12 protein-coding genes are annotated in these 14,056 nt (G+C 61.5%); 2 read left to right on the forward strand and 10 right to left on the reverse strand.

Annotation, left to right across the window (positions count from 1 at the left end; all coding sequences use genetic code 11):
- The gene (locus tag ACR0KW_RS14225; RefSeq protein ID WP_480805562.1) at positions 1-762 is read right to left on the reverse strand and encodes an ABC transporter permease; all 762 of its coding nucleotides are present in this window, start codon (positions 760-762) and stop codon (positions 1-3) included.
- A complete protein-coding gene (locus ACR0KW_RS14230) occupies positions 759-1,688 on the reverse strand; it encodes an ABC transporter ATP-binding protein (RefSeq protein ID WP_480805563.1) in 930 nt (309 codons plus the stop codon). Before ACR0KW_RS14230 ends, ACR0KW_RS14225 begins: the two co-directional genes overlap by 4 nt.
- Before the next feature lie 154 nt (positions 1,689-1,842).
- Between ACR0KW_RS14230 and ACR0KW_RS14235 the strand changes: the two genes are divergently transcribed.
- Positions 1,843-2,952 (forward strand): CaiB/BaiF CoA transferase family protein, encoded by a 1,110-nt coding sequence (locus ACR0KW_RS14235; protein ID WP_480805564.1) that lies wholly within the window; start codon positions 1,843-1,845, stop codon positions 2,950-2,952.
- 60 nt (positions 2,953-3,012) lie between these two features.
- Here the strand turns inward: ACR0KW_RS14235 and hemE are convergent, their stop codons facing one another.
- Positions 3,013-4,047 (reverse strand): uroporphyrinogen decarboxylase, encoded by a 1,035-nt coding sequence (gene hemE / locus ACR0KW_RS14240; RefSeq protein WP_480805565.1) that lies wholly within the window; start codon positions 4,045-4,047, stop codon positions 3,013-3,015.
- A gap of 108 nt (positions 4,048-4,155) precedes the next feature.
- Between hemE and hemC the strand changes: the two genes are divergently transcribed.
- Positions 4,156-5,115: a hydroxymethylbilane synthase gene (gene hemC, locus ACR0KW_RS14245; RefSeq protein WP_480805566.1), complete on the forward strand. Its 960-nt coding sequence runs from the start codon at positions 4,156-4,158 to the stop codon at positions 5,113-5,115.
- Positions 5,116-5,337: 222 nt separating this feature from the next.
- Here the strand turns inward: hemC and ACR0KW_RS14250 are convergent, their stop codons facing one another.
- Genes ACR0KW_RS14250 through ACR0KW_RS14280 form a run of 7 tightly spaced genes read right to left on the reverse strand, consistent with a single transcriptional unit; the run spans position 5,338 to position 14,045 of the window.
- Positions 5,338-6,615: an aspartate aminotransferase family protein gene (locus ACR0KW_RS14250; RefSeq protein WP_480805567.1), complete on the reverse strand. Its 1,278-nt coding sequence runs from the start codon at positions 6,613-6,615 to the stop codon at positions 5,338-5,340.
- Position 6,616: 1 nt separating this feature from the next.
- Positions 6,617-7,720, reverse strand: coding sequence for a mandelate racemase/muconate lactonizing enzyme family protein (locus ACR0KW_RS14255; protein WP_480805568.1), 1,104 nt, complete (start codon positions 7,718-7,720; stop codon positions 6,617-6,619).
- The gene (locus ACR0KW_RS14260) at positions 7,717-8,823 is read right to left on the reverse strand and encodes a mandelate racemase/muconate lactonizing enzyme family protein (protein WP_480805569.1); all 1,107 of its coding nucleotides are present in this window, start codon (positions 8,821-8,823) and stop codon (positions 7,717-7,719) included. Before ACR0KW_RS14260 ends, ACR0KW_RS14255 begins: the two co-directional genes overlap by 4 nt.
- Positions 8,820-9,926 carry a mandelate racemase/muconate lactonizing enzyme family protein gene (locus tag ACR0KW_RS14265; RefSeq protein WP_480805570.1) on the reverse strand — a complete coding sequence of 369 codons (1,107 nt, stop codon included), beginning with the start codon at positions 9,924-9,926 and terminating at the stop codon, positions 8,820-8,822. Before ACR0KW_RS14265 ends, ACR0KW_RS14260 begins: the two co-directional genes overlap by 4 nt.
- Complete coding sequence (locus ACR0KW_RS14270; RefSeq protein ID WP_480805571.1) at positions 9,923-10,501, reverse strand: dimethylsulfonioproprionate lyase family protein; 579 nt, start codon at positions 10,499-10,501, stop codon at positions 9,923-9,925. The genes ACR0KW_RS14265 and ACR0KW_RS14270 overlap by 4 nt, the downstream gene beginning before the upstream one ends.
- Positions 10,498-11,580 (reverse strand): alcohol dehydrogenase family protein, encoded by a 1,083-nt coding sequence (locus ACR0KW_RS14275; RefSeq protein WP_480805607.1) that lies wholly within the window; start codon positions 11,578-11,580, stop codon positions 10,498-10,500. Before ACR0KW_RS14275 ends, ACR0KW_RS14270 begins: the two co-directional genes overlap by 4 nt.
- On the reverse strand, positions 11,580-14,045 hold the full coding sequence (locus ACR0KW_RS14280) for an FAD-dependent oxidoreductase (RefSeq protein ID WP_480805572.1): 2,466 nt from the start codon (positions 14,043-14,045) through the stop codon (positions 11,580-11,582). The genes ACR0KW_RS14275 and ACR0KW_RS14280 overlap by 1 nt, the downstream gene beginning before the upstream one ends.
- Positions 14,046-14,056 lie beyond the last annotated feature (11 nt).

Consider the following 14,056-nt stretch of genomic DNA (forward strand, 5'->3'; position numbering starts at 1 on the left):
CTAGCTGCGAATGCGCCAGCCGGTTTTGAAGATCCACCAGATAATGCTCAGACACAGGCCGGTAAACGCCACGATGGCCAGCAGGCTGAACCCGATCGGGACATCCGCCAATCCGTAGAACGACCACCGGAACCCCGAGATCAGATAGACCACCGGGTTGAACAGCGTGATGGTCTGCCACAGCGGCGGCAGCATGGAGACGGAATAGAACGTGCCCCCCAGAAAGATCAGCGGAGTCACCACCAGCTGCGGCACCAGCGACATCTGTTCAAAATTGCTGGCCCATATGCCGATGATGAACCCCAGCAACGAAAAGCTGAGGCAGGACAGGATCAGAAACGCCGCCATCGCAAACGGGTGTTCGATGCGTAAATCCACGAAAAATGAGGCCGTTACGAGGATGACCAACCCCACGAACAGCGCCTTGGTCGCCGCGGCCCCGACATAGCCGATGACAATCTCGATAAAGTTCACAGGGGCCGACAGCAGCTCGTAAATCGTGCCCAGGAACTTGGGGAAATAAATTCCGAAGGACGCGTTCGAGATCGCCAGCATCACCACCGACAACATGATCAGCCCCGGCACGATGAACGCGCCATAAGACACGCCCTCGACCTCTTGGATACGGCTGCCGATGGCAGTGCCGAAAACCACGAAATACAGCGATGTCGACAGCACCGGAGACAGAAAGCTCTGCGCCAGTGTTCGAAAGAACCGGGCCATTTCGAACCGGTAGATGGCGGCGATAGCAGACCAGTTCATGCGGGCTCTCCGGACACCAGATTAACGAATATCTCTTCCAGGCTCGACTGGCGGGTTTGCACGTCGCGCAACACCAGCCCCGCCTGCGCCACGTCGTTCAGCAGCGTGGTGATGCCGGTACGGTCTGCGTGGGTGTCGTAGGTATAGACCAGCGCATCGCCATTGCCGTTCAGCGCCAGATTGTGGGCCGCCAGACTGTCCGGGATGCTTTGGATCGGCTCGGTCAGCATCACCTCGAGCTGCTTCTTACCCATCTGCGCCATCAGCGTGTCCTTGTCCTGCACCAGCAGCAACTCGCCCTTGTCGATGACGCCAATGCGGTCTGCGATCGCCTCGGCCTCTTCGATATAGTGGGTGGTCAGGATGATGGTGACGCCGGCCCGCTTCAGCTCGGCCACGATCTCCCACATATCCTTGCGCAGTTCGACATCGACGCCGGCGGTGGGTTCGTCCAGAAACAGAACGCGCGGTTCATGTGCCAGCGCCTTGGCGATCAGCACCCGGCGCTTCATGCCACCCGACAGTTCCTTGATCGCGTTCTTACGCTTGTCCCACAGGGACAGCTTGAGCAGAATCTCTTCGATCCGCGCGTCATTTCGGCCCAGCCCGAACAACCCACGCGACAGCCGCACGGTGTTCCAAACCTTTTCGAACGGCTCCAGCGCGATTTCCTGCGGCACCAGACCAATCATCCGGCGCGCGGCGCGAAACTCGGCCTGAATGTCATGACCACCCACCGTCACCGATCCCGAGGTCGGCGTGGTGATCCCACAGATAGTCGAGATCAACGTCGTCTTGCCTGCGCCATTCGGCCCCAACAACGCCAGAATTTCCCCTTGCTCGATGTCCAGAGACACGCCCTTGAGCGCCTCAAACCCGTCGGCGTAGGATTTGCGCAAATCCTTGATCGAAAGAATGGTCGTCATTCAAGTTCCCCGTTCTGGCGGCGACCCTACCCCGGCCCACCGGCACAGAACAGGCCAATTTCGCACAAGGTCCTGCGCTTTTTTGCGGGTTTGCCCTATAGCCTTGCAATTTACCGGCGTTCCCGAAACCTTGCCTTTAATCGAAGGGGGGACCATGCTGAACGGTATTCGGATCATTGAAATCGAGGGGCTGGGCCCTGCCCCTTTTGCCGCCATGCTGCTGGCGGACATGGGCGCCGATGTGGTCACCATCCACCGCAAGGGGCAGGCTGCAACACCGGGGATGCCCGAATGCTCGATTCTGGATCGCGGCAAACGGTCGATTGATCTGGACCTGAAGGACCCTAGCGATCTGGAGATCGCCAAACGCCTTATCGCCTCGGCCGATGCGCTGATTGAAGGGTTCCGCCCCGGCGTGATGGAAAAACTCGGCCTCGGTCCGGAACCCTGCCACGAGATGAACCCCAAGCTGGTCTATGGACGAATGACAGGCTGGGGTCAGGACAGCCCCCTGTCGGACACCGCCGGACATGACCTGAACTACATCGCTCTGTCCGGCGCGCTCTGGTACGCCTCTCAGCCCGGCCAACCGCCGCAAACCCCGGCCACTCTGGTCGGCGACATTGGCGGAGGCGCCATGTATCTGGTCGCGGGCCTTCTGGCCGGGCTGCTGAACGCACAGAAAACGGGTGAAGGCACCGTAGTCGATGCCGCCATCTACGATGGCTCGGCCCATATGATGAACCTGCTCATGAGCCTGAACCAATCCGGCAACCTGTCGGAGACCCGCGGTCAAAGCCTGCTGGACGGCCCCCATTGGAGCCGCACTTACCTCTGTACCGATGGCGGCTTTGTGACGGTTCAATGCCTCGAACCCAAATTCTACGCGCTGTTTCTGCAGAAAATGGGCCTGTCGGATGACCCTGACTTCCAATCGCAATTCGATCCTGCGACCTGGCCCGCGCTCACCCAACGCCTGTCTGACATCTTCGCCAGCAAACCGCGCGACCACTGGACGGATCTCTTCCAAGGCACCGATGCCTGCGTCGCGCCGGTCCTCAGCCCGACCGAGGCGCAAGCCCACCCAATGAACGCCGCCCGCCAGACATGGCGCAGAACTGATGGCACCCTGCAAGTCGCTGCCGCACCCAGATTCTCAACCTCGGAATGGCAGCCGAAATCCAGCCCTGCCCGCGGAGAACACCGTCAGGACATCCTGAACGAACTCGACGCGCCGCAACCACCGGCCGCTTCATCTGGCTAAAAATATCCCGGGGGATGAATTGGCCGCAGGCCAAGAAGGGGGCTGGCCCCCTTCGCTTGCTTACCGCCCGCGCACCGTGTCGATCATCAACTGCACGTTTTCCGGATCCGCATCCGGCGTGATCCCGTGACCAAGGTTGAAGATATGCGGCCCCTTCGAGAAAGCCTCGACTATGCGCCGCGTCTCATCCACCAGGGCCTGCCCACCGGTCACCATATGCGACGACGCCAGGTTGCCCTGAACACAACCATCCGCCTGCACATGCTCGACCGCCCATTCCGGCGACACCGAGTTGTCCAGCGCCACACAATCCACACCGGTTGCCTTGGCGAAACCGATATACCCGTCACCCGCCTCACGCGGGAAGCCGATCACCGGGATACCGGGGTGGCGTTCCTTGATGGCCTGCGTGATCACCCTGCAGGGCTCGACTGCGTATTTCCGGAACGCCTCACCCTTCAGCGACCCGGCCCAACTGTCGAAGATTTTGACCACCTCGGCCCCGGCCTCGATCTGGGCCGACAGGTATTCGATCGTCGCCAGCGTGATCCGCTCCAGCAGCGCCTCGAACAAGGCGGTGTGTTCTTCGCGCAGCGCATGGGCTGGACCCTGATCCGGCGTGCCGCGCCCGGCGATCATGTAGGTCGCAACCGTCCAGGGCGCGCCCGCAAACCCGATCAGAGTCGTCTCGGACGGCAATTCCCGCGACAGGATGCGGACGGTCTCATAAACCGGCGACAGGGTCTCATGAATGGCGTCAACCGGTTTCAGCGCGTCGAAATCCGATTGCTGCGTGATGGTCGACAGGCGCGGGCCCTCGCCGGTGACGAACCACAAATCCGCGCCCAGCGCCTGCGGCACCAGCAGGATGTCGGCAAACAGAATCGCCGCGTCGAACCCGTAACGCCGGATCGGCTGCAGGGTCACCTCTGCCGCCAGTTCCGGGTTGTAGCACAGCGACAGGAAATCCCCCGCCTGCGCCCGTGTCGCCCGGTATTCCGGCAGATACCGCCCGGCCTGACGCATCATCCAGATCGGCGGCACATCCTGTACCTCGCCCGCCAGCGCCCGCAGCAGTTTCTTTGTTTCGGCCATCTTTTGCCCCCAATCATCAGGTTTGCCGCAACGGGTCTTCCTTCGGCGGCAATTTGTCAAGCCATGCCCCCATTGTCAGGGCAATGTGACGCGACTAAAGCTGTGCGCATGACACTGACCCTGCCCTCCCCCGACTCACCGCTCAAGATCGGCACCCGTGGCTCACCCCTGGCGCTGGCACAAGCCTATGAAACCCGGCAACGGCTGGGAACGGCATTCGACCTGCCCGAAGAGGCGTTCGAGATTGTGGTGATCAAGACCACCGGCGACAACCGCGCCATGATCGACGCGGACCGCCCGCTGAAAGAGATCGGAAACAAGGGCCTGTTCACCAAGGAAATCGAAGAGGCGATGCTGAACGGCGATATCGACATCGCGGTGCATTCCACCAAGGACATGCCGGTGGAGCAGCCCGAAGGTCTGGTGCTGGACACGTTCCTGCCGCGCGAGGATGTGCGCGATGCGTTCATCTCTCCTAGCCTGAGCTCGATCCACGACTTGCCACAAGGCGCTGTGGTCGGCACGTCATCGCTGCGCCGTCGGGCGCAATTGCTGAACCGGCGTCCCGACCTGAATGTGGTCGAGTTTCGCGGCAACGTGCAGACCCGACTGAAGAAACTGGCCGACGGCGTGGCAGACTGTACCTTTCTGGCCATGGCCGGCATCCGCCGCCTGAACATGGAGGACGTCCCGGCCACGGCAATCGCGCCCGAGGACATGCTGCCTGCCATCGCGCAGGGCACGATCGGCATCGAACGCCGCAGCGACGATTCCCGTGCTGCGGGTATGCTCGAGGCGATCCACCACGCCGAAACCGGTCAGCGTCTTGCTGCGGAACGCGCCTTGCTGGCGGCGCTGGATGGTTCGTGCGAAACCCCCATCGCCGGGCTGGCAGAGGTACTGGACGGTCAGCTGCGCCTGCGCGGCGAAGTGCTGCGCCCCGACGGATCCGAAGCGATATCCGAGGACATCACCGGCGCGATTGCCGACGGCGCCGAGATGGGCCGCACCATGGCTCAGACGCTTCTTGAACAGGCTGGGCCGGGCTTTTTCGACTGGAGAAGCTAGAAAATTTGTTGAATGTGAACTACTTCACTGTAGCCGAGGCGAAAGTCAGGCAAACAAGTATCAGACTGGTTGAAATGCTGGTTTGGTCTCGAATATGTCGAAAGTTTTTGTTCAGTATACTTGATTAAGTGGTATTCGAGGGGGCGAGACTAAACGAGTTTCCAGTTGGTAAGGGCCGCTGTCACATTATGACAGCGGCCCGTATTATTCCGGGGCAGCACCTCAGACCGCGCTGATCGCCTGCACGGCCTTATCGACTGCTGATCGGGTCTGTTCCAGATCAGCCTCGATCACCGCCATCGACGGGTAGAGCTTGCCCGGGGATTTGAATATCCCATGCGCGCGCAACGTATCGTTGTAGAGCGCATTGCGGCTGGGATCGTCATGTTTGGCACTGCGATAGTCGCGGCAGGCGGCATCGGTAAAGTAGATGTCGAACAGAGTTTCATCCCCGACGATCTGATGCGGAATACCGGCCTTCGTCAGGGCCTTTACCTGCATCTGCTGCAACGCCGCCCCGGTCGCGCGGAGCTGATCATAGATACCGTCGCGCCGCAGAACCTCCATGGTTTTCAGACCCGCGACCGAGGCCACCGGGTTGCCGGACAGGGTGCCCAACTGCATCAGCCAGCCGTCCTCGCCCACCTTAGCCTTGTCGAAATGCTTCATGATCTCGGCGCTGGCGCCCAGCGCGGCCAGGGGGAAGCCACCACCGATGATCTTGCCCAACGTACAGATATCAGGCGTTACCCCGTATCTTTCCTGCGCGCCGCCATAGGCCAGCCGAAACCCTGTGACGATCTCATCAAAAATCAGCAGGACGTTGTGCTTGTCACACAGATCACGCAGACCTTGCAGGTATCCGGGCAGTGGCGGGATAATCCGCTGCAGCGGTTCCACCATGATCGCGGCAATGTCGTCATGTTCGTCCAGCAGGGCCGCGACGGCCTCGAGGTCATTATAGGGCGCGATCAGCATCTGTTCGGCCACGCTGTCAGGAATACCGGCACTGTCCGGCACCGCCTGAGGGAAATTGACCCGGCGGCTGGGGGCGAGACTCATCTGCGCCTCGGCGCTCATGCCGTGATAGCCGCCTTCGAATTTCAGGACCTTGTTGCGCCCGGTATAGGCGCGGGCCAGACGGATCGCGTACATATCCGCCTCACCGCCCGAGGCGACAAAGCGGACCTGTTCGCAACAAGGCACGGCGTCGACGATGGCCTCGGCCAGCTCGATGCCTTTGGCGTTGTTGGCAAAGAAGGTCATACCCTTGGGCAGTTGTTCCAGCACGGCCTCCATCACCTCGGGGTGGCCATGGCCCAGCAGCATGGGACCGGACCCGATCAGGTAGTCGATATATTCATTGCCGTCCTCGTCCCAGACCCGGCTGCCTTCGCCACGGGCGATGATGATGCCAGGGTCGAAATTGCCGAATCCCCCTGCGGGCAGAACCTCATTCGCGCGGGCGATCCATTCGGATTGAGTATTGATCTTCAGCATCTCACACGATCTCCAATATCGGGGAACCAAGGATTTCGGGGTCCGGGGTCACACCTAACCCCGGACCTTCGGGCGGGGCAATCCGGCCGTCTTCACGGTTTGGTGCGTTCGGGCATACGCGCGGGGCCACATAGGAGGACAGATCGCAGGTATTCAGCAACGATCCATGCGGGGTCGAGGCTGCGAAATGCAGCGAGGCGGCGGTGATGATATCCGAGCCCCAGGTGCATTCGGCGCAAATCTCTGCCCCCAGATGCACGGTCAGATCCCGCGCCCGGCGCATGGCCGACAGCCCGCCGAATTTCGACAGTTTCAACGCGACGGCGTCCATGCAGCCCAACTCATGCGCGCGCAGCAACGAGGCCAGATCGTGGGCGTTCTCGTCGATCTTCATCGGCAAACCGGTGGCCTGCCTTACAGCGGCGCAATCTTCCAGCGTTTTGCACGGCTGTTCCAGCATCACGTCCAGATGCGCCACGGCACGACCCGTCCGCGTGGCCTGCAGGCGCGACGCGCCGCAGTTCCAGTCGCCATAGACCAGCGGCCCCGGCCCCACGGCCTCGCGCACTTTGATCAAGCGCTCGGCGTCGGCTTGCCAGTCGCCCTCGACCCCCAGTTTGACCTGAAACTGCCGAATGCCGCTCTGATAGGCGGTCTGAGCTATGCGGGCCATCTCATCCGGAGCGATGCAAGTGATCGAGTGGTAGAGCGGCATGTCTTTCCGCGTCCGACCACCCAGCAACGCATAGACCGGCTGACCGGTGGCCTGCCCGAACAAGTCCCACAAGGCGATATCAACCATGGATTTGGCATAGCGGTGCCCCAGCAGAAACCCATCCAGCCTGCGCATCAGTGCGTCGGCACCAAACGGGGACATGCCCAGGATTTCCGGCCCCATCTCCGTGATCGCACCCTGCACACCACCTGCATAGGCGGGCAGGTAATGCGGGATCGGGCAGACCTCGCCCCATCCTTGCAAACCGGTATCCGTTTCAAGACACAGGATATGCGAGGTCACGGTGGCGCAGGTTTTGCCCTCGGCCATGTGATAGGTTTCATGGCTGGTCAGATCGACGGACCAGAGGGTTATCTTGTTGATCTTCATTGATATACTCCAACCGGATCGCCCAGCGCGTCCTCGTCCGGGTGCACGCCAAGCCCCGGCGTTTCCGGCAGGTGCAGGTGGCCGTCGATATTGCGCGGCCCGCGACCGCCGGCGATATCGACAGTGATCATGTCCTGACAGGCCCAGATGGCGTGGCAATTATCGTCCGGGATGGTGGCGGCCAGATGCAGCGCCTCGGTATCGGCCAGAACCGAGCCCCCGGTCGCCATGACAAACATGTCGATCCCATGTGCCAGCGCGATATCCCGCATCCGCGCGGCTTTGGTCAGTCCGCCCACACGATTCAGCTTGATCCCGAACATTTCGGCCAGGCCATCGCGGGCAATGCGGGCGGCGTCCTGCAGGGTGACGAGGCTTTCGTCGACAGACACGGGCGAGGCATGACGACCCGAGATCGCGGCGATGTCGTCCAATGTCTCGCCGGGTTGTTCGAACATCACTCTCAGGTCCTCGCAGGCGCTCATCACCCGCAGGGCCTGTTGCCGGGTCCAGCCGCGGTTCACGTCGTATAGAACGATCTCACCCGGAAGCCGAACGCTTTCGACGTCTCGGATGCGGGCGATGTCACGTTCCACATCGCCGCCGATCTTCACCGAATGGGCGATGTAGCCCCGGCTGCGATAGCGTTCCATCACCTCTCGGGTTTCCTCGACGGTCTTGGCGCCGACCGAGGATGCAATCGGGCGCGGTGTGCGTGATCCGCCGCCCATCAGATCGGCAATCGGCAGGCCTGCCGCCTGCCCGGCGATATCCCAGCAGGCCATGTCGATCGGGCCTTTGGCATAGAGGTGACCGGGCAGCGCGAGGTCCATCGCGCGCTCCACCTCCAGCACCTTGCGTGGGTCGAGGCCGAGGAGGAACGGAGCCATCGTTTCAATTCCCGCCCGGATGCCCGGCCCATGCGCGGGTATGTAGGTGTGGCTCCACGGCGTACCCTCGCCCCAGCCGATCAGACCTGCATCGGTTTCGATCTTCACCAGCGTCGCGTCGAGCGTTTCGAACTTCAGCCGCCCGGCCGACAGCCAATAGGGATGCTCCAGCGGCAGGTCGACTTGGAAGACGGTGATGGTCTTGATCTTCATAGGGCATACTCCGCCACCGGCGCGCCGAGGCTTTCGAAATCCGGAGTCACGCCCAACCCGGGCGCATCAGAGGCGTAAAGCCTGCCATCCCGCGACTCCGGGCCGCCGATTCCGGTGGACCGGGTGTTGTAGTTCATCAGGTCGGTGGTGTTTTGCAGAAACTCTTCTGGGGTCGAGGCCGCGAAATGCGCTACGACCGAGGTGGTGATCTCTCCGCCCCAGGTGTCCTCGCTGACCACGGGAATGCGGTTTTCGACCAGATAGTCCCGCACCCGGCGCGCCTTGCTGAGGCCGCCGAGATTCGAGATTTTCAGACAGCAGATCTCAGCGCCTCGATCAGCGACGATCCGTTGCGCCATATGCATACCGGTGACGCATTCATCCAGTTTCATCGGCTGTTCGGCGATACGGCGCACCTGCTGACATTCTTCATAAGTGCGGCAGGGCTGTTCCAGAATGAAATCCAGATCGCGCGTCGCCCGCGCCACCCGGATCGCATTGTCCACGCGCCAGCCCTGATTGGCATCGGCCATCGCCTTTTCACCCGGTTGCAGCAAAGGCACCGTGGTGCGGATGCGGTCAATGTCACTGACCCAATCGCCGCCGACCTTGATCTGGAACTGGCGATAGCCCTGATCGCGGTAGGCATTCATCTCGGCCACCGTCTCATCCACCGCCTTCTGCGGCGCCACCCGGTACATCGGCGCGCCATCGGTCAGCTTGCCCCCCAGCAGCATCCAGACCGGCTGATCACAGGCCTGCCCGAGTATGTCCCAGCAGGCTGCGTCGAACGGAGCCTTGGCGTATCCGTGCCCCTGCACCAGATGGTCCATCAACTGTTCGATCCGCGCCACCTGCCGGGGGTCTTCGCCCAACAGCTTAGGCGCCACCAGTCGCGCCAGCGCCGCCACGCCTTCGGAATGGGCGACCATGTAGTTCTCACCGCAGGGCGTGAACTCACCACACCCCTGCAATCCGGCGTCGGTGTCGATGACAACGACCGAGGCGATGGCGGTCTCGATCACATTGCCCGCACCCCAGACATAGGCTCCGCCCACATAGGGCAGACCGGTCTGGTAGATGCGGAGGCGGGTGATCTTCATGCGGCATCCATCCGTGGCAGATCGCCCATACCTTCGCCGCGCCAGAGGACAAAGGTCAGGATTGGTTGGTCGGTCGTGGTCATTGCGTGGCTTTGCCAGCTGTCATGATGGCGTGTCTGGTTCGGCCCGACAAAACTTTCATCACCCGCGACCCGGAACACAGCCCCTCCGGCCAGCGTCAGATACAGCTCCTCGGCCTGATGGCTATGCCAGTTATAGTGCAGACCCGCCCCCCAATAGGCCACATAGCCCCGCAACTGGGTCGAATGGAAATGACCGGTCGGACCGAACAGTTCGTAATACCCATAACGTTGCAGGAAATCGGCACCGACTTCATCCTCGGTATAGGTCAGCTTCCAATGGGCCAGATGCGCGGTGGCCTTGATCGCGCCGGACAAGACTCGGGTGGTTTCGCTGCCGCCTGCATCGAAATCGCTCACCAGATCGGCAGCGGGAATATGGCTCGGCTGCAATTGGGTTTCGGTCAGGTCCGTGGGCCATGCACCGAACTCGGAAAGATCGGGATGCGCCTGATGCAGCTGCCGCGCGGCCTCTAATACGTCGTCCATAGTCATGGGATCACCACAATATTCCCGGTGTGCTGTTTGGCGATGAAAGCGGCTTGCGCCTCGCGCAGCTCCTCCAGCGGATAGGTTGCGGCGAGAGCGGGTTTGATCTCACCGGCCTCAATGTATTTCACGAGGTTCCGCATGACTTGCGGGTCAATCACGGTCGATCCGGTGAAGGTCAGATCGCGCAGGTAGAATGTCCGCAGGTCGAAATCGACCATCGGGCCAGCGATGGCACCGGAACAGGTGTAACGCCCGCCGCGCTCCAGAATGTCGATCAGGTTCGGCCAATAGGGACCGCCGACCACATCCGCGACTACGGTGATCTTTTCATCGCCCAGCGCCGCACGCAGGTTTTCGGGCGTGCGCGGTAGGATCAGGTCAGGGCCAAGCTCCGCGACGTCTACGTGCTTTGCCTCGGACGCCAACGCAATCACGCGTGCGCCGCGGCGTTTGGCCAGTTGCACCAGTGCACCGCCAACGCCGCCAGATGCTCCGGGGACCAGAACGGTGTCGCTGTTGGTCACCTTAGCACGGGTCAGCATCCCTTCGGCAGTGGAATAAGAGCACGAAAAAGTCGCCAGTTCCGCATCCGACAGGTCAGACGTGATCGGCACCGCGTTCACGGCCAGCGTGGTGGCGTATTCGGCAAAGCCCCCATCCCGTTCCGAGCCGAAATAGCCGGTCTTGTCCATGTTGCCAGGATCTGACGGGTCGCGTAACCAGCCATCGGTGATGACACGTTCGCCGATGCGGGCGCTGTCCACACCCTCACCCACGGCCACGATTTCACCGCAGATATCGGCCCCCTGAATGCGCGGGAAGGTGATCGGATTGCCGCCCCAAGTGGGGTCATCTTCGCCCACCTCTTCAAACGCACCTCCGGTGGTCGCATCCGAGACGGTCTTGGAATACCAGCCTGACCGTGTGTTCACGTCGGTGTTGTTCAGGCCGCAGGCGGCGACCTTGATCAGCACCTCTCCGGCAGCGGGTTCCGGGCGCGGCCAGTTTTCGTGCAGCACCATCTGTTCGAGGCCGCCATGACCTATTGTGACCATGGCTTTCATTGTATCGGGTAGAGTCATCATGCGATCTCCAAAGCGGCGTCTGTGCGGGGCAGCAGGCTTTGCGGGTCATAGGCAGGTTCACCCAACACGCGCGCCGCGCGGGGTGATCCATGGACCACGACCTGTAGCGCGGTTCCGGGTGTTGCTGCCTCGGGTTTGATATAGGCAAAGGCGAGTATTTTGCCGACCGTATGGCTATAGGCAACTGAGGCCGTCGAACCCACGACACGCCCGTCCAGCATCACCGCCTCACCGCCGTGGCCGTCGATCTCGCCATCCGGGTCGATTTCAAGATAGGCGCAGATCCACGGCAGATCTGTGTTCAGGGTTTTGTCCTTGCCCAGATAATCTTTGTCAGTACGGGCAAAGCGCAGCGCGTCAGCCTCGGCCAGAGTGACCTCATTGGTCAACTCGCCCGCGCCTTTGAAGCCCTTCTCCATCCGCATCACGTTCATGGCAAAGCTGCCATAGTCGGTGATGCCGTGCGGCTCTCCCGCCGCCCAAAGCGCGTTGTAAACCGGCTCGAGGCTGGCGCGCGGCATGTGAAACTCCCAGCCCAACTCACCCGCGTAAGACATTCGGAAGGCCCAGACCTGCTCCTCAGCGATAGTGTTGATTTGCAACGTCATCCACGGGAAATCTGCATTGAACAGCTTGTCTTCCGGCGGGCTGTATTGACGAACCGCGTTCAGAACCTCGCGAGATTTCGGACCGTTCAAGGACAGCGCGCAGTAGCTGTGAGACAGGTTCTCGACCTTGACGCGCGCTCCTTGCCTGTGGGCTTCCAAATGATCCAGAAGCCGTTGCTCAAAGAAAGCTGCGCATACAAGGTAGAACGCATCCTCCCGAACTTTGGACACCGTCACTTCCATCTCAATCCGGCCACGCCGATTCAACATATGCCCCAGCGTGATCCGGCCTATTTTTGGCAGGCGATTGGCAATCAGGCGGTCCAGTAAGACCTCTGCATCATCGCCAGATATCAACACCTTGGTGAAAGCGGAAACATCCATGATACCGACGCGCTCGCGCACCGCCTTGACCTCGGCCGCGACCATGTCATCCACCGGAGTACGGCGGAAGGAATAGTGATCGCGCTGCTCCACCCCATCGCGGGCAAACCAGCGGGGGCGTTCGAATCCGTAGACCTCTTCGTGCACAGCACCCTTGGATTTCAGCAGCTCATACAACGGCGAGGGTTTGATCGGACGCCCTTCCAGACGATTGAAATGCGGAAAGGGGATTTCGTGGCGCAGGCAATAATCTTCCTCGGCCTTGATAACCTGCCAGTCCTTGGTGGCATAGCTGCCGAACCGGCGCGGATCGAACTCGCGCATCGAGATGTCGGCGGCCCCATGCACCATCCAGCGCGCCAGTTCGCGGGTCAGGCCCGGCCCCCAGCCGATACCGATCTGCGTCCCGCAGCAGCACCAGTAATTCCGCACACCCGGCGCAGGCCCGATCAGCGGGTTGCCGTCGGGCGGGTGCGAGATCGCCCCGTGCACATCGCGCTGAATACCCAGCTCGGCAAAGATCGGCATGCGGTTCAGGCTCTCCTCAAGCCACGGCATCACCCGGTCGTAATCCGCATCGAACAGCCAATTCTCATACTCCCAAGGGCAATGATCATGCCAGACCGAGTTCGGGTTTTCCTTCTCGTAAATCCCGATCAGCCCGCGTTGCTGCTCCATCCTGATATAGCCCGAGACTTTGCGGTCATCGCGGATCACCGGCAGTTCTTTGTCCAGGTTCTGGAACTCGGGCACCGGCTCAGTCACGAAATAGTGGTGGGTCATGGAAGTCATAGGCAGCTGCAGCCCCGACCATTCACCCATCTGACGGGCATAGGTGCCGCCCGCGTTCACCACATGCTCACACGTGATGGTGCCCTGCTCGGTCTCAACCACCCACTCACCATTGTCGGCCTGCGTGATGTTGGTCGCGCGGCAGTTGCGGAAGATGCGGACGCCCTTCTGACGCGCGCCCGCGGCCATCGCCATGGTCACGTTGGTAGGATCGACATGACCGTCATCGGGCGTGTGCAGCGCACCCAGCACGCCTTCGAGATTGTAGAACGGGTGCAACTCAGCCACCTTCTCGGGGCCGACCAGTTCGATATTGAAGCCCAGCGAGCGACCCACCGAAAGGGTGTGGCGCAACCAGTCCATCTCATCCTCGGTATAGGCCAAACGGAAGGACCCGCAGCCATGCCACGTCACGGGCTGGCCGGTCTCGGCCTCCAGAGCGCCGGAATACAAACCGATGTTGTAGTCCACGCATTTGCCCAGCCCAAAGCTTGAGGTCGAATGCGTGATCTGGCCCGCCGCGTGCCAGGTGCTGCCACTGGTCAGCTCGGCCTTTTCCAGCAGGACGGTATCGTCGCCCCACCCTTCATGCGCCAGATGATAGGCCAGACCGACCCCCATGACACCTCCGCCCACGATCACTACGCGGGCATGTGACGGCAGATTCTTCTCGGACATGATTTTTCCTC

The organism is Ruegeria sp. CG11, from assembly GCF_056537245.1.